Here is a 19,213-nt window from a genome sequence, read left to right as displayed (position 1 = left end):
TGTGGCACTTCAACCACACTCTCTATGTTTCCATAGAAGTTCAGACTGTCGCTTCACAAAAAGTGTCTCTTCGCTCAGTCGTTCAGGCTGCCATTACGCTTGCCCCTTGTTGTCCTCGTCTATACGTTAGGAGTTCCAAGTCAATCAGAAGAGATTTAAAGTCAGCAATTCGTTTACCGACTATATTTCCGCTTTCTCGTGTGGTGCTTCCGATGGCTGCTGTATAGCCGATTAAGTCATTTAATTCAACACCAAAAGTTGCTGCGGTACTTCCAGCTTTTCTTATCGAATTAGCCATGTCGAGTGTGCTTATACTAAAATTATTGTCAACTTCATTCAATTTATCAGCAATTTGGATAGAGTCTTTTGCGGAAATATTGAAGTTGAGCATAGCAGCAGTAAGTGAATTTACTGTATCAGTTGCAGTTAAATCAGAAATATTCTGCAATACTTGTGCAGTTTTGGTTAAATCAGTTAACTCATCTGCCTGAAATCCCATACGTCCAAAGCTTCCCGTGATTTCAAGTACATCTGAAACTTTGTTTGATAAATCGTTACTTAAATCTAAAGAAGTTTGAAGGAGTTCATTGAATTTGTAATCTGGCAAATCCATGACTCTTCGGATATTTGTCATTAGAGTGTCGATTTCAACAGCTTGCTGAGTTATATTTTTTAGAGCTGTAATAGCTCCATAAAATATAGAACCTGAGAGCAAATATGCTGGAATACGACTAAAAGCATCGCCTAATTGTTGACCAAATGATGTTGCTCTTTGAGTTGAGTTTTGAATAGAGGCTGAAAGCTCTCTAAACTGCATATTGAGGTCTTTAATCTTTGAAGATAATGCAGGGGTTTTAGAGGTGAGTTGAGTCACAGCAAGAAGGTATTCTTGAATTTGCGCCTTGCTTTGATTACTCAAGTTATTGCCATATTTGCTAGTTAAATTATTTGCATTAAGTTGAGCTTGGCGTTGATATAGTGCAATGGTTTGTTTTAACTCATTGTTTTTTGCTACAGCAGACGACTTGTCATCCAATGTGCGAATTTTTTGTTTGAGAGAGTCAATTTGAGCTGAAGATTGAGCAAGGTTGATTTTACGGCCGAGAGAGGAGAGGGTAGTATTAGATAGAATACCTTGCTCACGAAGTCTCTGAAGAGAGGCGTTTAACGCATCAATATCTTTTCTTTTTTTATCGAAGTTAGTGGAAACAGTAGAGTTTTTCACGTTTCCTTTTTCATCAAGATTATATGTATAATCTTTGTAACCATTACGATTTTTCTGAGTAGAACCTGTAACCTTACCTTGAGCATTCATTCTCTCAATACTTTTAAAAACTTGACCGAGTTTTTGTTGAGCACTTGCCAATTTATTGGTTTCGCTCGTTTGTTCCTTAATTTTCTCAGTTGTTCTTTGTATAATCTCTCCATTACGCTTATGTTCCTGAGTTACCTTTGTAACATTGCCATTAAGGTGTTGGGTGATTTTTGTAGTTTCTTTGACAGTGTCGTTGTAATTTTTTAAATCCGACTGATATTTATCAAATGTAGAAGTGAACTCTTTTAGAGTCTTTAGGGTGTTGTTGTCAATGTTTGTTTTTAATTCGAGGGCATTTAGCTTAGATTGAATTTGTTTTATTTGCTTGTTTAGATCAGCAGTGGTCTGTGGAGAGGTATCTGCTACTGGAGTAACAAATATTTTTAGTTGTTCGCTCAATTAATTGCTCACATCCTTTCAAATAACAAAATAAAAAAGCCCCTCAATTATTGAGCGACTTTACTTGCTTTTCTTATTGCAACCTCAAGTATACCTTGCCATTTTTCAGCATTCTCTAGGGCGAGTTTAACCTTTGGATCTTCAGCTTTGAGACCATTGACTAGATCAAATCCAATTTCATTTTTAGTAGGCAAGAAAGGAAATTTGAATATGGGATTTTTAAAGTCTTCCACTGTTAGCTTCAAATCAATGCTTTTGAAAGTCTTTGTCTGAGTAGTACTGGAAGATAGACCTCCAATGATAGCACCTACTCCTCCTCCAACAAGCCCTCCAACTAAAGCACCTGAAACTTGCCCACCCCTAGATACTTTAGTCACAGCATTATCATCAAAAAATATTTCAGATTTAATTATTTTTGCAAAAGGAACATTGTATTCATCTATTCGATTTTCATCAAACATTTCATAAATAACAAATTGACTATTTGGTTCATCGAGGACAATTTTCCTTCTGAAATCTTGATCTATACATGACACATCAGATTTAATACCATGACTTAGAAATTTTTTTCTTATGTTATCTTCTTTAATTTTTTCTTTATCAGCAAAAATGTCAAGTTTGATTAAAAACCAACTGACAATGAGTAAAACTACAATAGTTATCCACCAACCCACTCATTCCCACCACCAGTATATTTTTCCTATAGTATACCATGATACCCAACCTAGAGGAACAGGGCAGGGGAGAGGATTAACCATCAGCAACATCGTTCTTTTTAGCAAGTGCTTGCATCAGCAATTTTCTAAATGATATAAGTACGGCTAGGACATTTTTATCCTTATTTAAATATTTCTTGAAAAACATTAATGAACATAGCGTAAACAAGGATGCAGCTATCCTCGGATACACTTCTCCTGAAGTAAAAGGCAAGAATGCAACAGTTACTGCAGGTGTAGCAGCTGCGATCAAAGCTCCAATAAAGAATATAGTATGTTTATCATCATAGATTTTTTCAAGACCATCAATTCTTGCTGAAGCTATTTCTAAGACTACTTCATCAAGCGATCTTAGAACATTCACTTTTTCCCTTAAACTATCTGATTGACCTTCAATTGAAAAATGTATATTCAAATATTTTATAAAATCCTTCTCGTTTCAATTCAACAAAGCATCTTCCATTGTTTCCTTATCGAATTTCCCCATACAATTTTCACAATTCATTCCTTTACCACCTCAACAGAATTATCGGCAGAAGGGGAGAGTTGTTAAATGATGGAATAGAAAAACCCCTCGTTAAGTAAGTGGGGATGATAAAGCTATTTCATTTTCTGGTTTTAATAAATTCCCAAAACTGAATCAACTCTTCAACTTTATGGTTAGGAGCTTTTAAAAGATCATTGAAAAGGCTTGCTATTTTCGGATTGTCTATTTCAAATTTGGATACATTCCCACTGAATTCTTCGCCCGTTATTAGATACTCAATGCTTATTTTATATAATTTAGCTAACCTTCTAAGAGTATCAATATCAGGTTCATTATCTCCAGTTTCGTATCTAGCGTAAGTCGCTCGGCTTAAATTCAATTCATCTGCAAGAGATTGCTGAGTTAACTTAGGTTGGTGGGCATTTCTCAACCACTTCAGTCGTTCACTTAAACTAAGCATATGAATTACTCCTAACACTTTCAAATGTGCTTTTTTATACATCAATTCTATCATCAAGAACCAAAAGAGAGAAGGTGTTGATATTTTTAACCATAAGCAAAATCCCTCAAAAGAAGGATCTTGATTCTGAATAAAAGAGGGATTTCAACTAAAAATTTGATTTTTTTCTTCCTCGAAATCTCTTAAGTCATAGTGTTTAATTGTTGTTGAAACATCTTCATGATGCGCTATTTTCTTGCTGACCAATTCCAATTTGACCTTCTTAACTTCAAGGAGATAAGTAATACATGATGCCTTGAATAAATGAGGATTGATACGTCTACCAAGAATATCAGAAAGTACATCCGAGCAAAAATAATCTGCCCAAGACTCCGACATCTGTTTTGGTTCTCCACCATATTGAGTCGTAAAGATATATTCATGATCATATCCACGTTTTTCTTTCCATATTCGCATGTATTCTAATGCCTCTAAGTTAACCATGTATTCCAATTGTTTTCCCTCACCTCTGCCTTTACCGATTATTTTATGAGCGGTAATGTAAGGGTTGCCTTCCTTGATGGGATAATCAAGTATCTCTGTTTTAAACTGTACAATTTCAGCTCTTCTGGCACCAACATTGAATGCTGTCGCTAACCAAGCCATACCGAGGTAATTTTCATCTTCTTTTAATGTGTCCATCATCAGCTTGTAATCATCGTATGTCACTTTAACTTTTTCATATGTAACTGTCTTAGGAATTGCAGGTAGACCACGTGTGAAATTTCTAAAAGCTTTATAGTTTTGTTCTTCTTCTGCAACAATACTCTCAATATAATTATTAAGAGATGACACTGAAGCTTTTTTCAATGATATTCCACTCGAAGACATACCACGATTTTTTAAGAAACTCTGATATCTTATAAAATCCCTTTTGGTTATTTTATAAAGTTTCTTGCCATTTAAAGAAGTGTGCACCCACCAGAAAAATTGGCGAAGGGTAGAATTATACTGCTTTCTAGTCTTATCTCTAAATGAGTTAGCATCTAAAAATTCAGTAACTAAATCTTGGTGTTCTTGATCAACTTGAGACCACATTTCATCAGTTACTTCGGGCAGTTTCTGTGCTCTTTTGCGGAGCATGTTTTGTTCAATATTTTTACTCATTATTAAATTCACCGCCAGGCTATTTGATTGTCTTGTAACCAGCCTTGCGAACATCTTTCATAGCAGCTTCCACTAATTCACCACTGTGTTTGAGCTTTTCAGCAGTGTTGCTCATAAAAGGACGAGGCTCACCATAGCCATAACCATATTCGTCAGGGAATTGATAACCTTCACCAGTCTCAACAATAGTCGCAACATCTCGCCCTTCATCTGTTCTTGTGTTATCTAACGAAATACCGTTTGATTCATTCGCTACAACAAATGACGCCTTTAATTCACCAGTTCGATTGTATTCCACAGGATTGTACGAGTCATACACAACAGATTGGACTTGCTCTTGACCTGTTTTGACTAAGAGCCCTTTTGTATGACTGCCAGTCTGCAAGGCTTTTAAAGCTGCTTTTTCAAGCATAACGGCTAATTCTTTATGATTCTTAGCCATTACGCTTCAACAGTTAGTTTTTCAACTTTTTTCAAGATTTCTTCGTTCGCTTTATCAGTAAGTGCCTCTTGAGTTTTGATCATTCCTTCTGTCATGGAACGCAATTTCTCATCAATGCTTTCGAAACTCTCTTTAGGAAAAGAATCGTTGATTATTTTATAGTATGGGGACTTAACCAATTCACTCATTAAGTTAACTTTCGATGTGATTCCTTGTGGGATATTAGCGATATCACTGAAGGTTAGGATTGTATAAATGTTTAGAAGATCAACGAAATTAAGCTTGTGCTTGAACTTTTTATTCGACTCAATTTCAACTACATCTTCTAGAGCCATTTTGATCATTTGAGTAATCTTAACTGGATCAAAATTGGGGTAGATGTGAACATGGAATTTATCATCTAACTGAACTTTAACTTTCTCATCGTACTTTTTATTTCCCTCTTTAATATGATCCAGCGTTAATTTTTGTGTTGTCATCATATCTCTCCTTATGATTAAAATAAAAACACCTCAAATAGGGGAGAGGTGTCTAGATAAAATTCTTATTTTATTGTGGAGTATACTGCTCCCCAGTAATTTGTTCGTATTGTTCAGGCGTAATTCGGCCAGCAGCTACCGTATTGTATACTCTTTCTTTAGACCATGAACCTTCATCATAAAAACTTTTAATCAACTCATACCAGTCAATATCCAATTAAATTCCTCCCATCGCAATAATATAATAAAGATCAGATACCCGTTGTTTAACTATGCTTATTTCAGATGGCTCAGGTTCGACTTTAAAAGAATCCATGTATTCTTGAGTAGCTGATTCTTTCCACGTCTTTTCTTCTGGATAGAATTTACCTAAATATAGTGATTGGGGAGGTGCGATATCTGTGCTCATTTCTGGCAAAACTTCTCCTTCAAAGTAATCAGATTGTCTTAAGTAAATAAAGTTTTCATCATAGTAAAATATTGTTTTCATAGATGTGACCCTCTTTATGATAGTGGTATAGTTTCATTTAAGGACACTCTTTCAACTTTGCTATCATCCTTAGAAAACAAACCGGAATAGATTAAGTCTCCTGTTGTGGTTAGTGTCATTCGTGCTTGCCCATAAGAACCTACAGTAACACCTGTAAAATCAATGTTTTGAACAGGGAAATAAGATAACTTGGCAATTGTTGCACCGAGCGGAGCGGTGAATGTTCCCTGTATCTCTAAAGTTTTAGAAACAGGAATATATCTGTGTCTTAGTGGATATTGCGGGTTTGTAGTTCCGACTACTAAAGTAGTATTAACCCAAACCACATTAAGATCATTAGAGGATACGAGCTTGTTCCAAGTTGAATTTGCATTTTGTAGCCTCGTGAAAAGCCATGTTTCATTATTTTTCAATGAAATTGCCAAGATAGTCTTATTGGAGTTGTCCTTAGAATTGATTAAGAAGAGGAAGGGATCTGATGCAGAAGGAGCATTAGTTAAACTTTGACCTGTGTAAATTCCAGGGGGGAGAGTCAGTACATCAGTTCCGTTTGCAAGATTTTGAGCTTTCCCGTCATCTTGAGTCAACTTGTATTTTTGTGCAGCATCCAAAGTTGTCGCTAACATGTCTATCAAACTTTCATAACCGTTCCATTTGTCTTTCTCACCTGGCTGAGTATGTAAGTTTGTTTTCTGTGCGTGCTCATCAGTATATTCTTTAGAATTTACTAAAGCCAAATCAGCTTTCTCTTGCGAACCTTCAATGGTTTCTTTTTTATCCCATTGTTCTTTTTGATCTTGATCAACATGGATAGCAGAGTCGTTTTGATGTTTATTAAACTCCGTCTTGCTGGCTTGTTCGATGTTCAATACATCACCAAGACCAACTTGCTCTTTTGTGACAGCATGAGGGTTTTTAGTGTTTTGCTTATGAGTTTCTAAGTCGCTTTTAATTTCCAACTTAAATGAATCATTGTCCCTTTTGAAGCTTTCAACATCACGCTTCATGGAATCCTCACTGGTTAAAAAGAGGTCTTTGAGGTTAGCGATTTGCTTCTCTAGCCTTTTGTACAACCCTCTTACTAATGAATCAAGCATTATGTCGAAGCCTCCCCAAACACAGAGACATCTCCATCAGTCACATCTTCTAATTTAATAAATACTTTTTTGAAAGGGGAAATCGGGAATTCCCAAGCCTCGTTAATTCCTTCTGTTCCAGTTGCTATTCGGTAATCACTTAACTGAGTACCTCCTAATTCAATTTCCTGATCATCATTCGTCAATCCCACAAACGAAATTTTTCTTGAAGTAGATGTCCCAGTGATGCTGATGGCTAATTTTTGATAATGTTTAACTTCAAATGGCTCACCGTCAGAAGGGGAGGCTGACTTCTCATGAAAAACAAATGATGCACGATCAGGAATTACGACAATAGGAGCTGTATCTTCTGCTATAATAATCACTCCTTTTAAAAAGAGGAGGGGAGACCTCCTCTTAAATAAATTAATCCATACCCCATACAGCTAAAGTAAAGCCAGTTAAATCAACAGTTCCACTCGCCTTTACAACAATTGAAATTTTAGGTGATTTAAAAGAAATAGATTTAGAAAGAGGGGAATTTTTTGTAAGTGTAGATTCATTAAATAATACGTTCTTATCACTTTCGGAAGAAGGGAAAAATAAAGAGGAAGCCTTAGGGATTGCATAAACTTCACAATCAACTTTACCCAATTCATCTTCATGCGTTGATAATAATGAAATTCCGTATGTATTAAATAAGCCAAAATCATCTACCAAATCAAGGGCGTATACAGAAGACTCTCCACTTGCAATATCTACATTTTCGGCAAGCAGTGCTTCTTTATAACCTTTTTGAACGGTTGTTTTAATTGGAATTGTATTCCTAATAACAACAGGAACGGAAGATGTGTTAGAAACTTCCACAGAAACTTTTTCATTTGATAGAGTTACATCAATTGGCTCCTTGTTGTTCACTTCAACAGAGGTGATAGGGTTGCCATTCCCGTCATCTTTAGATGATGTATATCGCCCATTAGACTGGTTTAAAAAGTCACCCAATAACATATACCTCCTTTAATTATGCTCCCAGATCGCCATCATTAGCGCCTTCATCCGGCTGAGTCGGCGATTCTTTTTCTGGTTGTTCACGTGGGATTTCAGAAATCACAGCCATATTATCAGTGTCCATATCTGCAAGTGCTTCAAATTTGAACTCTGGAGTTAACGCTTGTCCGTTTTCTAAAGATAACTCAAATTCTCCTGAAGGTGATACGTTAGGGAACTGAATGATGATATCAGAGTAAACTTGCTCAGTCTCTGGATTGTAAGCAATTGTTCTGTATTCAACTTCATATCTCTCAGAAAAACGAGAAGCTTTGATATTCATACTTCTACCCATTTTTTCAACATGGAATACTGCAGTAACAGTTTCCTTAGGAGATACAAACGCAGTTGGCAACGTGTATTTTCCATCGCTGTTAGAAATGACTTGATATGTCTGATTATTTTTGTTGTAAAAAGTAACCATGTGATCCGCAAGAGGCTTTCCTTTTAATTCAACACTATTATCTTCTGAAACTTTAATACTGTGCTCTCGATCAAACAGTTTAACACTCACATCTTCTTGCACACCTTCACCTTGTGACATCGCCAAGAATTCAAGATCAAACAAAGCATTCCTAACAGAGAGTGTAAGTTCTTTTTGAGTCTTGAGAATGTAGATAGGCTTGTTGCCAATTCCAGCGTATAGCTTTTCTTCGGAGATAGCTCCAGAAAGTGAAGCTAATTGAGCTTCCGTTGTAAACACAGTGTGTCCATCAGATTTACGTTTAAAATAAACATCGGCTGTGTCTTGAATTACCATTTTCATTAATGAATTCCTCCTTAAAATAAAAAAAAGACGATGCAATGCATCATCCTTGTGCGAAACCTTTAGTTGAATTAAAGAAGCTTTCTCTACTCATGTAGTGTTTTTCTTCCTCAAATAAGTCAATAGACTTACTCCAGCTTTCAATGTTTTTACCAGCTTCTGGGCTTACAGTTGCAAACAAAGTAGTGGTTTCGTAATTCTTGAATTGAGCCAGTCGATAATACAGCCTGTATAACTGATACATCGATCCCTCATTAATAATGTGAATTGGGGTATTCGCACCGATTGCAACACTATCTATAATGTCAGCTAGTTCAACGTTGCCTGAATCTGCTTGTTTAACCCTTCGACTTCGTTCGTTTGCTCTTTGTATTTCGGGATTCGAGCTGATTTTCTCTTCTTTAAGTACGCACATTTTCAGAATCAAATTTCTAATATCGTTGAAACCATCTTCAGAAATTTCCTCTAAGATGTTTTTTCCAAACATATAGGAAAAGACTGATTCATATGCTTCTTTGAAGTTTTCTAGCTCGCCAGTTATCTCAAACAATGTCATTTTTTTTAATTCAGCAATTAAATCGTCTAACTCACCATATTGATTGTTTTCTTTCTTGCTATAGTTATAGATAATCTCTTTCTTGGACATTTTGAACAAGGCTAAATGGCTTTGGAATTGCGGATAATCTTTAATCTTTATAAAAGAACACTCACCATATGGAGTTTTAATGGGCTGCCCAGTAATTAAATAATCAAGATTAAATGCAGTCACCATTTTTGCCCACCAATCTTAAAAATCAATTTGTATCCAGTGTAACCACTTGGAGGATTAGCGATTGGTTGCCCTCTCACAAATTGTATTTTCCCATAACCAGCAACATTCTTCCCTAAATATATCTTTGAAAGTCTGTCAATAATTTTGAGACTCCTAAATTCGTTTTCTTCGAATGTGTCAATGTGAGTGTATACATCAAAATGCAAATCTCGCTCTAAAACTTTCTCACTTAAATGCGGAGGGAGAGGCGAAGAGATGCCAAAATAAATACACACTCTGCAAATAGGCTTATCATCAGTTAAATCGTTTGTTTTAGCAGCCCTTTTGAAGATTGTCTTGAAAATTGAAGTTTTCTCATCTGGGGTTGGTTCGAAATAGTTGTCCAACTCTTGGACATTAGGAAGATCAGGGGAGAGGGGGGTGTCTTTATAATAGAGAAGACGATTTAGATCGATATCCTGCCATGCTCTATTAAACAACTCAGTCATTTCTTGAACCATCATACTCATTTGGTATCACTGACTTTCTTTTTTGCAATGAGTTTAATGGTACCCACGCCATCAATTACTTTTGAATAATCAATATCGTGGACAATATACTCTTCTGAATAAAATTGTGTTTTTAACCCAATATTTAATTGAGGATTAGTGGAGTAGGGGAGAGTGATATGAGCTTGGCCATCAGGAAGATTGATCGGTTGATCAGAGCCGTTAACTGATACAGTTCTCTCAAACACACAAGGAATTTCCACGCTTTCACCAGGAACAAGTTTTGTAATTGTCTTTCCAGTGATTTCATTGATTTTACCTGTATCTACATATATGTCACCTGAAGATAATTTGATTGAACTATTGCACAGTCGCATTTCTGCTTTTTTGTAAACCTTATTGTCATAAGGCTGTGTTACAATTAACCAATTACCGAAATCCCATTCAACAACACTGCCCAATTTAACCTCATCAGGTTTAGCTAATATGTATCTAAATAATCCGTCATTTGATTTAGATTGAATCAGACATTTCACAGAACTACCGTCAACAAAAATCTCTTCACCTTGAAACCCTTCTAATCCACGTTCAAAAATACCCTGACCATCAAAAGAAATCTTCTGATTAGGATTAAACTTATGATAATTCTTAAAGTCCCTCATCATGATCACCACAAACAATTGAATTTTCCAAACGTGCGATATCGCCACTTACTGACAAAATAATGTCTCTGATTTCAGACAAAGAGGGGTCAGCAATCAGTTTTTTATCTAGGAATTCTTCCAATTTGAATAGCACTGAATTGTTTTTCTTGCTTAGTCTAATAAGGTGTTCATTAAGTGGAACGCAGCTAGAATACAATTGATCATTTACATATAATCTCATACGAAATCTACCTCCGTATTAAAGATTATTCTGTCAATTGTTCTTTGCTGTTCATCAACCTGGGATTCCAATGCTTTAATTTGAGCTGATAAATGAGTTGTGCCGATGTCTTTTGAGAAGGGTTGCCATGTACTCGAATAAGCGGTTAATTCATTTTTCAAAAACACCAAACGTATGTAGTTTCCCAAGATAAGTAGATCATCTTCATTTAGAAGACGATCTACAGTCTCTGTATCATTGTCACATATAATGCGATTATCTCTAAATCGATTATTGAAGAGAAGGGAGGCATTCTTGATTTGAGAGTAAATACCTTCATCATCAGAAGGGAGGTTTATGTCAGAGGTTTTGCAGTTGTCCAAGAAACATTGCCAAATTTGATCATATGTAGTATTCATAAATTACCGCCTAATCAAAAAGGATAGAACTATCTTCTACACCCATCCAGTCAGCTAAAACTGTAAGTTTACCTTTAGCGATATCGTCACTGAATTCTGATGCAACATCAATTACAAATTGCTTTTCTGCATCTACAGTGATTTCAGCTAGTTTTTTCTTGAGTTGAGGTATAGTGCTAGACTTGATCAGAGTTTCAATTTCTTCTTTGGTATGAGTGTTATTAACATAAGTCTCAACATCATTAATAGAGTCTTGAATTTCTTTTGATTCTTCATTTTCCTCAATCAAAACCAATTCACCTTTATCAAAACATACGCTACTCATAGTTAACCAATCAACTAGCTCTCTTGGAACTTCTTTGACATCGACTTTTCCATTTTTACTTCCTGCCCAATTATACTGCTTGAGAGCGCCATCACCTGTGTAACCAACAAAATAAGATGTATTTCTATATCGTGCTAATTTAACTTTTTCCGCCAACTAATATTCCTCCTAAAAAATCCTTAATGTGTAAATTAAATAGATACTGCTGCTTGTTCTTCGATAATACCAATAGCTTCACCAAACAATAAAACGATTGATGCAGATTGGGTAATTTTCATTTTGACTCTTTCATCCTCAATATCTTGCTCTGTCATTTGTTTCAAACCACCATACTCGACTACAGAGAAAGGTTTTTGTGAAACACCCCCAGCAAACATATAACCTTTATTTACAGGTAGTTCAACTTTCGAATTAGTCTCATCAGTGAATGGATTGATTAAGTTTACTGCAGTAGTTCTTCCGATAGTGGTAGGGTTTAAAGCTGTAAGAAGTTCCTCTTTAATCTTGTCGGATAAAAGGTTTACATACTTCGGATCAGTTGCTTGTTGAGATGCGAAGTAATCAATCAATAGTGAGTCAGCGATGAACACTGGGCGACCACCATATCGTTGAAGGACAGAAGCCACTTCACTGTATTTTTGCAGAGTTAGATTAGAACCTGTCTGAACGTTCTTTGCAGGAATTTTACCAGAGGTAACAGCTGATGCGGTTAGTTCGTGAATTTTGTCTAGATAAAGCCGAACTTTAGCGTCTGCAATATCGTTTACAAGATTATTAAAAGCTGCAATTGTGTCAGTTACAAGATCAAGCGGTTCATAATAGAATCCAGCAGACATAGTTTGCGGAACGGCTGTGATCGATTCACGACCTTCAACACGAACCAAGTCTACGCCTGATCCTGAGGCTGACCAAACGACTTTAGCCTTAGTTTTCTTAGGGATTTTAAGTTGTTTTAAATTACCTGGCTTCTCTTGTGAAGTCTCAGCAAATAGTTTTAATAGCTCAGTTACTTTTGGTTTAGCAATTGCGTCAGCTTGTTCTACAACCAAGTTGTTAAACTGGTGTAATAAAGAGGGGTCAGGAGTAACAGTACCATCACCAAAAACTTTTTTAATACATTCTTCGATATCCGATTCATCCTTTTGCTCCATTTGGTTGTTTAGAACACGGCTGAATAGGCCTCTAACTTTTACATTATCAAACATTAAAATGCTCCTTTTATTGAGAAATTTTGTGTGTAATTATTTAAGCTTCAATTACTTCAAGTCGAACAAGTTTTTGACCCATCGTATAGCTAAGGTCATCTTCACCATTAACTACTAGGAATTTAGCTGAAGAGTCTTCATAGTCTTCATGTGGCGCTGCAGCATCACTCAGAATATATTTATCCGAAGCAATGTCGAAATGAGCCACTTGTCCACGTTTAACTTCAGTTTGACCAGTGTTAAGTGTGAATGCCGAAACATCGAAGCGAGTATAAGCGGGCTCAAGAATAACAATTCTTGCACGTTCACCTTCACCATTGTAAAAGTCTCTTAGTGACTCACCCATGTAACGAGTTTCTGGAGTCGCAATCAGATATGACTTTTTTGTCTTATCAGACAATTTTTTCGCAATACGATCTCCGTCTGAATTGAATCCTAGTTCCACTAATGTGAAATTATCAATATCAGAACCATATACTTTAGCGCCGTGCGCCACTGTTTTAATTTTCAATGAATTTAAATTGCCTGTAGTATGTTTACCTACTTCAGTAATAGCTTTTTGTAATTTAGTAGCCATTTAATTTTTGCCTCCAATTATTTAATATAATATCTTGCTTCGAATGAATCATCTTCTGGAATTAACTCTTTACGAATACTGGATTGTTCTCTGAGAGGGGGGATCTCGGTAGGGGAGATATTAGTAGAAACCAAATCAACCAAGATAGAATTCAATTGCAATAAAGCATTATCTGAAGCATCATCCTGTTTCGCAATTTCTGATAGAAGTTTTTGAACTTCTTCAGTTTCAAATTTCTCCGAAGCATTCAACGCATTAAATTTAGCTTTAAAATGTTCACCTTTTTCTTTTAAGCGAGCTTCGAATTGAACTTTTTCGTATTGCTCTTTAAAAGGGGCTAACACTTCAATCGTTTGGTTGAGCTGCACTAGTTTTTCGCTTGCGCTATTGAATTTAGATTCTATATCTTCCTTAGCAGACAACTTAGTTGTTAAATCACTAATTTCCTGATCTTTTGCATTAAGCTGATTCGTGACTTCTTCTGGAGTAACCTCTTCCCAATTTCTCTTAAGGAACACTTCTTGTTTAGAGTCGAATTGGATGTCGATAACGTCATCATTCTTTGTGTAATTGTACTTAAAGTATAAGTCTGTCTTTGCGTTGTAATCTTCGATATTAACGACAAAGTAATTTTCATAAACATCACAAATATATGAGTAAACATTGTCTCCTAATTGTGGATCTAGCTCAGAATACAATAGTGATCTAATATCACTATGAGACAACTCAAAAACTTTTTTGAATTTCACATTTTCACCTTCTTTTTCATTGATAATCGCTTGAGCAACAAGCTTTTCGAATTTATTTTTTTCATTGAAACTTAATAGTTTACTTGAATCATATGCAGATAGTACAACATCTTGATCTCCACGCTTTTCAGAGTTCAAAATAGCATGACCCTCCAAGTAAACAGGTGACTCAAGGTATTCAATACCATCTTTAAATGTGTAATTTGAATACAATAATTCGCAACTCGTGTTGATATTTATTCCTCTAGAGTTCCACTCTAAAAGCAGATCGCAAGCATCTTTAAAACGTGATCTCCATAGAATGGCATCAGCGGCAAGAACTTCGGTCTTTTCTCCATTAGAGCCCAACATTTCCATGATGTAGCCTTCACTTGTGAAAACACCGATTGCTGCGGTATCCATCTTCACCTCTAAATCACCGTGTTTATCAGTGCTTAAGTATAACTCATGAGACCCGAATGAATCAGTTGCAGTTCCAATGGAATCAACCTCATTATATTTTGCTACAATTGGCTTATTGATAATGGTAGTAGCTGTTTCAAGAGCTACATCTTTTGAAATTACAGTGTTATTATGAGACTTTTCGAAGTCAAAAATGACAAATGTACAAGATAACTTTGATGGATCATCGTTTACTTTAATTTCATTCAATTGAATTTTATAATCAATTTTCTTTTGTTTGTCTTTCAAGTATTTTCACCTCCTTCCAAAGACAAAAAGGGGAGAGCTATGGAGTGTTATTCCCGTCTGATGATTTTGTTTTTAAAGTGTTTTCATTAGTCGAACTGTCATCAGAAATATTTCCTGAATCGTTACCTGAGAATGTATATGATGTTTGGTATGGCTTGATTTTATCTTGTAGTTGTAATGATTCGGTTTCGTGAAGTGTTTGATCTAAGTATGATTCCCACGACACACCAGGAATATTGTCAACTACATGTTTAATAGACCAACCTTTATCGTTTAATTTCATCAATAAGTCAACCTTCTCTTTGAGAGTCAGCGGTTTCTCTTTGTCGTATACAATATAGTAATTATCACTTTGATTCTTCGGCAGAATTAAATTAAACAATTTCTGATAAACTTCTTGTTCAATATCTTCCAAAAGAACTCCGATTCTTTTATAAAAGGTATCTAAATTCAATGAAGATGTTGCATAGTTGCCACCTTCGCCATTTAACATAGAGCCAGAAAGACCATAAGCAGATTGAATGTCGTTGTTTATATGATCGAATTTCTTGCCATCCAAACCATCAGTTTTAACATCAGGAAAGTCTAAGCTTGCATAATCTGGGATGGAAACGACAGTTACACCGTCAGTTTGGTTTTTCTCTAGCGCTTGCTTTACTCCAGAGTGAATCTTTTGTTTGATAGGCTTAGGAAGTTTTTGGTTACTGTAATCTCCATTATTTTTATCAGTACCAATTGTTAATACCGCAACCGCATTAATAATTTTATTTGCAATGGATTGTTCAACATCTTTAAGCTTTTTCTTATGAAGAACGTCATATAGACCTGGGGCAACCCAAGATGTACCTAGACCCTGATTTCTCTTAAGAGTTCCAGTTCTAAGACAGAACGTTCTATTTTGAGGAAGCTCTTTATGTTTATATCGAACGGTATCTTTTTGGAAATTTTGATAATCTTGATATGTAATATAAGGGTGGAAATTCGAAATGAGGTCTTTGCGGTGGGCATCATTATCTGAAATATTGTCAAAAAAACTCATATCTAATGTGCATACCCATTCACCATTTCTACGATAAGAAGGCTGCACGTATTTCAATCCATCGAAGATGAAGGGGTAAGGGGATTTTTTATCACCTAACCAAATTCCAATCAAAGTGCCCGCAGCTGCTGTTTGTTTCATCAAATCCCTAGTCAAACGCTTGTGTTTATTCTTATGCAATACTTTTTTTATTGATTTAATATGACTCTCTGAAGCATCGGGGTTTTCAAAGGAATCTATTTTGAAATTTAATATAGGTAGAGCTTCAATGAGTTCAAAAAGTTGATGAATTTCTGCAGTGGATACATAAAAATAGTTGGCTAAATCTTCGATGTCATCTTGGTGTTCATCAGGTGAAGAAAAATATTTTTTTAATTGTTCAGCAGTTACGTCATTTATAATCCCTTTTGAAAACAAGTTCGAAACAAAACCAGTAGCATAAGTAGACGTATACGTTTCGAAATCATTCAGCATTTGCTTATATTCTTCAGATTCAATATCAACTTGTTTGATTTTTTTTGTCACTTTATCACCTCTAATCTATTAGAAATATACTAAATCATCATCATCGTCAAAATCATGTTTCTTATTCATGTTTCGTTCAAGTAAAGAAGCGATATAATTTCCGTAGGCAACAGAACTATACCTGTCTTTCCTTTTACTCTTAGGCTCTTTTAACCTGACTTGTCCGTTGTCTGCATATTCAGCTTCAAGGTTAATCATTTCGTTAATCAGCAATGTTATCTGAGCGTAACTAGATATAAACTTAGCTTTAGTTTCTTCAGGTAATGATTCATACCCTTTGAATTTTTTCATATATTCTTTGCCTTCATTTTCACTAACAGGCATTTTTATTTTCCCTCTTTTAAATCCATCCTTTAATAAGACTGCTATCTCACTGTTCAATTGACCATAAGCTTTAATGCTATATATGATTTTATTCGCGTGCTGATATGTACAACGATCTGCTAATTTATCGTCATTTATACAAGAAATAGGTTCATATTCTTTTGCTCTTTCTTTATCATACAGAGGTTGACAAAGTGCATCATAGACACCAATTCCAGCATTTTGAGTGTCTAAAACAATATAATCACATTCGAAATCTTCTTGTAATTGCCGTATTCTAGTAGCTTGTGTACCTGTATGACCACCAACCAAGCTTTCCATATACACAATATGTCTATCAAAGCCAGTAGCGTTTGGCAATAATCTAATAACAGTATAGACACTTGCGTCATTTTCTTTGCCAGCGATTGTAGCGATATCGTTTGATACAAGTCTAATCTCACCAGGTTTTTTCGGTTCATATTTAAAATTAGAGTCTTTAATTAACGAATAATAATCTTGAGGGAAAAGAGGAGAGGCCAATTTTCTGTTTTTCTCTAAATCTTCGTATTTAAAATACGCTTTTTCTGATTCGCCAAACCACAGTGCTTCCATTTCCATTGACCAACCAACTGAATCAAAGTCTTCTTCGGACATTTCATCCTTAACTTGATCTTTATCTAAAAGGCCTTCTTTAATAGCGATTTGGTATGGCAGCCCACACACGAAATACTGCGAACCCTTCATCATTGCATTAAAGTATGTTAAAAACCTATTGTAAGACCAGTGAACTTTGTACCAGCATGAGGAGAGGTAAATTTCTTTGTTTCGTTCTTTCAGATGTTGGTATTCTTCTTTTTCAAGATATCGAGGGGAGCGGGGGGCAGTTAAAAATTTCCTTAAAACTTTGCTAATGATTTCGAAATCAACCATTCTGAATTCGTCAACAATTAAAAGATTAGCCCTTTTTGAACGGGCACCATCATTCGAAGCAACGACTTTAATCCAACTTCCGTTATGAAATTCAACTCTAGCATCGTTAGAAGAAGTTCTCAGGTCAGAAATTTCACGTTTTAGGTTTATCGATTCTTTCCTAAGATCGTCTATTTTTTCAATAACTTCTCTTGCTTGCCCTTTAGTGCCAGAGGCAATAACAATTTTTGTGCCTGGGAAAAGGATAGCTTGCACACAACAGTAAACTGAGGTTAGCCAAGTTTTTCCCTGACCTCGACTTGCAAGATACATAAGGTAGTGATTATGTACCATCATGTAGATCAAGATACATTGGAACAATTTCAGAGTGATACCAAGATATTCTCTTACAAAACGGTGAGGGTTAGCTCTGTAAAACGAAGCCCACACTCCAATACCTTCCATCAACCTCTCTGATTTTGTTTTCTTTTCAAAATTTCTTGTCTTTTTGAAAATGTTTATACCCTTGGTTCTTTTATGACTATCTGGTTTGAAGTTGTTAATTGAGCCCATCAGAATTATCCTCATCTTCTTCAATCGGTTCATTAACGGTAAGTTGATCAATTTCTTCCCAATATTCATCAGAATATTTATTATTAACACCTAACATACGAGATAGGTGCCCTAAAAAGAAAACCTTGATGTACTTTGAAATCTTATCAGGATCTCTCCATCTTTCTTCAGGTTCTGGAACAGGCCTTTCATTTTCATATTTTTTTAATAGTGTTCCGAAAGTTTCTTGTTCAGCCCCGTTTGCTCCAGTTTCTTGAACAGGCTTTAAATTACTTGAACCAAGTAGATCTTGCAAAGTTTTTTGCTGCTGATCAACTTTTTCACCATTTTCTCTTCGTTTTCTAATATCAAGCATTGTCATACATATCTGACTTATTAAAAGCTCCATGCCTTTAGAATCGCATTCGTAGCGATTAGTAAAGTCAACATATTCATTCTGAAGCCAAACGTAATCTTCATAATCTAAACCACGTCCCCAAAAGTGAATCAGTTCTTGAATATCTTGTTCAGATATATCACTATCACTTTTTGATAATAAGAGCTGTTTAGTGTACTCATCTTGTTCTTCTAGATCGTATTCACTGTCAGACCAATTCTTGAAAATGAAATCCTTCATACCAATATTCTTCATATAGGTGCCGAAAACATTCAATTGATTACCCTTACTCTTTAATTTAGCTTCTTCCTGAGAAGACATCCAGATGTCATAGATGAATGGCCTGTCAATCATTCGAAAGATACTCTGTACGTGTTTAATGTCTTCAGGTGCCTTTTTGAATTCTTCCTGTAAACAAGATTTGCAAACACTTATTTTTCCTGAGTTTTTGTTAAATGGGGACTCAGATTTATAGAATTGGATTGCACTTTGCTCTTTCCCACAGCATGTGCATGTCAATTTACTGACTGCCAATTTTGCTCACCTCCAATTAAAAATATAAACACATTTTAC

General features: G+C 35.5%; 25 protein-coding genes. All 25 read right to left on the bottom strand.

Annotated elements, in window-relative coordinates:
* Positions 1 to 82: 82 nt before the first annotated feature.
* Positions 83 to 1,714 (bottom strand): phage tail tape measure protein, encoded by a 1,632-nt coding sequence (locus NSS80_RS10755; RefSeq protein ID WP_342498294.1) that lies wholly within the window; start codon positions 1,712 to 1,714, stop codon positions 83 to 85.
* Between the two features lie 47 nt (positions 1,715 to 1,761).
* Complete coding sequence (locus NSS80_RS10750; protein ID WP_342498293.1) at positions 1,762 to 2,388, bottom strand: hypothetical protein; 627 nt, start codon at positions 2,386 to 2,388, stop codon at positions 1,762 to 1,764.
* 76 nt (positions 2,389 to 2,464) lie between these two features.
* Entirely contained in the window at positions 2,465 to 2,845 is a 381-nt protein-coding gene (locus NSS80_RS10745) for a hypothetical protein (protein ID WP_342498292.1), read from the bottom strand.
* A 190-nt stretch (positions 2,846 to 3,035) separates the two neighbouring features.
* Positions 3,036 to 3,377 (bottom strand): helix-turn-helix transcriptional regulator, encoded by a 342-nt coding sequence (locus tag NSS80_RS10740; RefSeq protein WP_342498291.1) that lies wholly within the window; start codon positions 3,375 to 3,377, stop codon positions 3,036 to 3,038.
* 144 nt (positions 3,378 to 3,521) lie between these two features.
* Positions 3,522 to 4,523, bottom strand: coding sequence for a site-specific integrase (locus NSS80_RS10735; protein WP_242730133.1), 1,002 nt, complete (start codon positions 4,521 to 4,523; stop codon positions 3,522 to 3,524).
* A gap of 19 nt (positions 4,524 to 4,542) precedes the next feature.
* The gene (locus NSS80_RS10730; protein WP_242730135.1) at positions 4,543 to 4,965 is read right to left on the bottom strand and encodes a hypothetical protein; all 423 of its coding nucleotides are present in this window, start codon (positions 4,963 to 4,965) and stop codon (positions 4,543 to 4,545) included.
* Entirely contained in the window at positions 4,965 to 5,444 is a 480-nt protein-coding gene (locus NSS80_RS10725; RefSeq protein ID WP_342498290.1) for a hypothetical protein, read from the bottom strand. The genes NSS80_RS10730 and NSS80_RS10725 overlap by 1 nt, the downstream gene beginning before the upstream one ends.
* A 70-nt stretch (positions 5,445 to 5,514) precedes the next feature.
* Positions 5,515 to 5,661 (bottom strand): XkdX family protein, encoded by a 147-nt coding sequence (locus tag NSS80_RS10720; protein ID WP_342498289.1) that lies wholly within the window; start codon positions 5,659 to 5,661, stop codon positions 5,515 to 5,517.
* Positions 5,662 to 5,934, bottom strand: a complete 273-nt coding sequence (locus NSS80_RS10715) for a hypothetical protein (protein ID WP_073205334.1) — start codon at positions 5,932 to 5,934, stop codon at positions 5,662 to 5,664. It abuts the gene before it with no gap.
* 14 nt (positions 5,935 to 5,948) lie between these two features.
* Positions 5,949 to 7,031, bottom strand: coding sequence for a hypothetical protein (locus NSS80_RS10710; protein ID WP_342498288.1), 1,083 nt, complete (start codon positions 7,029 to 7,031; stop codon positions 5,949 to 5,951).
* Positions 7,031 to 7,396, bottom strand: coding sequence for a hypothetical protein (locus NSS80_RS10705; protein ID WP_051150002.1), 366 nt, complete (start codon positions 7,394 to 7,396; stop codon positions 7,031 to 7,033). The genes NSS80_RS10710 and NSS80_RS10705 overlap by 1 nt, the downstream gene beginning before the upstream one ends.
* Positions 7,397 to 7,436: 40 nt before the next feature.
* Complete coding sequence (locus NSS80_RS10700) at positions 7,437 to 8,012, bottom strand: hypothetical protein (RefSeq protein ID WP_342498287.1); 576 nt, start codon at positions 8,010 to 8,012, stop codon at positions 7,437 to 7,439.
* A gap of 19 nt (positions 8,013 to 8,031) precedes the next feature.
* Entirely contained in the window at positions 8,032 to 8,823 is a 792-nt protein-coding gene (locus tag NSS80_RS10695; RefSeq protein WP_342498286.1) for a hypothetical protein, read from the bottom strand.
* Positions 8,824 to 8,866: 43 nt separating this feature from the next.
* The gene (locus NSS80_RS10690; protein WP_342498285.1) at positions 8,867 to 9,595 is read right to left on the bottom strand and encodes a hypothetical protein; all 729 of its coding nucleotides are present in this window, start codon (positions 9,593 to 9,595) and stop codon (positions 8,867 to 8,869) included.
* Positions 9,589 to 10,104: a hypothetical protein gene (locus NSS80_RS10685; RefSeq protein ID WP_342498284.1), complete on the bottom strand. Its 516-nt coding sequence runs from the start codon at positions 10,102 to 10,104 to the stop codon at positions 9,589 to 9,591. Before NSS80_RS10685 ends, NSS80_RS10690 begins: the two co-directional genes overlap by 7 nt.
* A complete protein-coding gene (locus NSS80_RS10680) occupies positions 10,101 to 10,757 on the bottom strand; it encodes a hypothetical protein (RefSeq protein WP_342498490.1) in 657 nt (218 codons plus the stop codon). Before NSS80_RS10680 ends, NSS80_RS10685 begins: the two co-directional genes overlap by 4 nt.
* The gene (locus NSS80_RS10675) at positions 10,732 to 10,968 is read right to left on the bottom strand and encodes a hypothetical protein (protein WP_342498283.1); all 237 of its coding nucleotides are present in this window, start codon (positions 10,966 to 10,968) and stop codon (positions 10,732 to 10,734) included. Before NSS80_RS10675 ends, NSS80_RS10680 begins: the two co-directional genes overlap by 26 nt.
* Positions 10,965 to 11,366: a hypothetical protein gene (locus tag NSS80_RS10670; protein ID WP_342498282.1), complete on the bottom strand. Its 402-nt coding sequence runs from the start codon at positions 11,364 to 11,366 to the stop codon at positions 10,965 to 10,967. The genes NSS80_RS10675 and NSS80_RS10670 overlap by 4 nt, the downstream gene beginning before the upstream one ends.
* Before the next feature lie 10 nt (positions 11,367 to 11,376).
* Positions 11,377 to 11,847, bottom strand: a complete 471-nt coding sequence (locus NSS80_RS10665; RefSeq protein ID WP_342498281.1) for a hypothetical protein — start codon at positions 11,845 to 11,847, stop codon at positions 11,377 to 11,379.
* Positions 11,848 to 11,882: 35 nt separating this feature from the next.
* Positions 11,883 to 12,896: a hypothetical protein gene (locus NSS80_RS10660; protein WP_024428197.1), complete on the bottom strand. Its 1,014-nt coding sequence runs from the start codon at positions 12,894 to 12,896 to the stop codon at positions 11,883 to 11,885.
* Between the two features lie 40 nt (positions 12,897 to 12,936).
* The gene (locus tag NSS80_RS10655) at positions 12,937 to 13,473 is read right to left on the bottom strand and encodes a hypothetical protein (protein ID WP_342498280.1); all 537 of its coding nucleotides are present in this window, start codon (positions 13,471 to 13,473) and stop codon (positions 12,937 to 12,939) included.
* A 17-nt stretch (positions 13,474 to 13,490) separates the two neighbouring features.
* Entirely contained in the window at positions 13,491 to 14,912 is a 1,422-nt protein-coding gene (locus tag NSS80_RS10650; protein WP_342498279.1) for a hypothetical protein, read from the bottom strand.
* A 37-nt stretch (positions 14,913 to 14,949) separates the two neighbouring features.
* Positions 14,950 to 16,425: a hypothetical protein gene (locus tag NSS80_RS10645; RefSeq protein WP_342498489.1), complete on the bottom strand. Its 1,476-nt coding sequence runs from the start codon at positions 16,423 to 16,425 to the stop codon at positions 14,950 to 14,952.
* A 69-nt stretch (positions 16,426 to 16,494) separates the two neighbouring features.
* Positions 16,495 to 18,264: a terminase large subunit gene (locus NSS80_RS10640; protein ID WP_342498278.1), complete on the bottom strand. Its 1,770-nt coding sequence runs from the start codon at positions 18,262 to 18,264 to the stop codon at positions 16,495 to 16,497.
* Positions 18,251 to 19,174, bottom strand: a complete 924-nt coding sequence (locus NSS80_RS10635) for a hypothetical protein (RefSeq protein ID WP_342498277.1) — start codon at positions 19,172 to 19,174, stop codon at positions 18,251 to 18,253. Before NSS80_RS10635 ends, NSS80_RS10640 begins: the two co-directional genes overlap by 14 nt.
* Between the last annotated feature and the right edge of the window lie 39 nt (positions 19,175 to 19,213).

Origin of the sequence: Bacillus sp. FSL M8-0350 (genome assembly GCF_038593345.1) — a bacterium.
Taxonomy (GTDB): Bacteria; Bacillota; Bacilli; order Bacillales; family Bacillaceae; genus Bacillus; species Bacillus safensis.
The sequence above is the reverse complement of the archived record's forward strand: the minus strand, read 5'-3'. Positions and strand labels throughout refer to the sequence as shown.

What these genes read in the sequence shown, in the direction of transcription:
- NSS80_RS10740 (WP_342498291.1), bottom strand. Translation starts at nt 3,377, where the DNA reads ATGCTTAGTTTAAGTGAACGACTGAAGTGGTTGAGAAATGCCCACCAA.
- NSS80_RS10735 (WP_242730133.1), bottom strand. Translation starts at nt 4,523, where the DNA reads ATGAGTAAAAATATTGAACAAAACATGCTCCGCAAAAGAGCACAGAAA.
- NSS80_RS10730 (WP_242730135.1), bottom strand. Translation starts at nt 4,965, where the DNA reads ATGGCTAAGAATCATAAAGAATTAGCCGTTATGCTTGAAAAAGCAGCT.
- NSS80_RS10725 (WP_342498290.1), bottom strand. Translation starts at nt 5,444, where the DNA reads ATGACAACACAAAAATTAACGCTGGATCATATTAAAGAGGGAAATAAA.
- NSS80_RS10715 (WP_073205334.1), bottom strand. Translation starts at nt 5,934, where the DNA reads ATGAAAACAATATTTTACTATGATGAAAACTTTATTTACTTAAGACAA.
- NSS80_RS10710 (WP_342498288.1), bottom strand. Translation starts at nt 7,031, where the DNA reads ATGCTTGATTCATTAGTAAGAGGGTTGTACAAAAGGCTAGAGAAGCAA.
- NSS80_RS10695 (WP_342498286.1), bottom strand. Translation starts at nt 8,823, where the DNA reads ATGAAAATGGTAATTCAAGACACAGCCGATGTTTATTTTAAACGTAAA.
- NSS80_RS10690 (WP_342498285.1), bottom strand. Translation starts at nt 9,595, where the DNA reads ATGGTGACTGCATTTAATCTTGATTATTTAATTACTGGGCAGCCCATT.
- NSS80_RS10685 (WP_342498284.1), bottom strand. Translation starts at nt 10,104, where the DNA reads ATGAGTATGATGGTTCAAGAAATGACTGAGTTGTTTAATAGAGCATGG.
- NSS80_RS10675 (WP_342498283.1), bottom strand. Translation starts at nt 10,968, where the DNA reads ATGAGATTATATGTAAATGATCAATTGTATTCTAGCTGCGTTCCACTT.
- NSS80_RS10670 (WP_342498282.1), bottom strand. Translation starts at nt 11,366, where the DNA reads ATGAATACTACATATGATCAAATTTGGCAATGTTTCTTGGACAACTGC.
- NSS80_RS10660 (WP_024428197.1), bottom strand. Translation starts at nt 12,896, where the DNA reads ATGTTTGATAATGTAAAAGTTAGAGGCCTATTCAGCCGTGTTCTAAAC.
- NSS80_RS10655 (WP_342498280.1), bottom strand. Translation starts at nt 13,473, where the DNA reads ATGGCTACTAAATTACAAAAAGCTATTACTGAAGTAGGTAAACATACT.
- NSS80_RS10645 (WP_342498489.1), bottom strand. Translation starts at nt 16,425, where the DNA reads ATGCTGAATGATTTCGAAACGTATACGTCTACTTATGCTACTGGTTTT.
- NSS80_RS10640 (WP_342498278.1), bottom strand. Translation starts at nt 18,264, where the DNA reads ATGGGCTCAATTAACAACTTCAAACCAGATAGTCATAAAAGAACCAAG.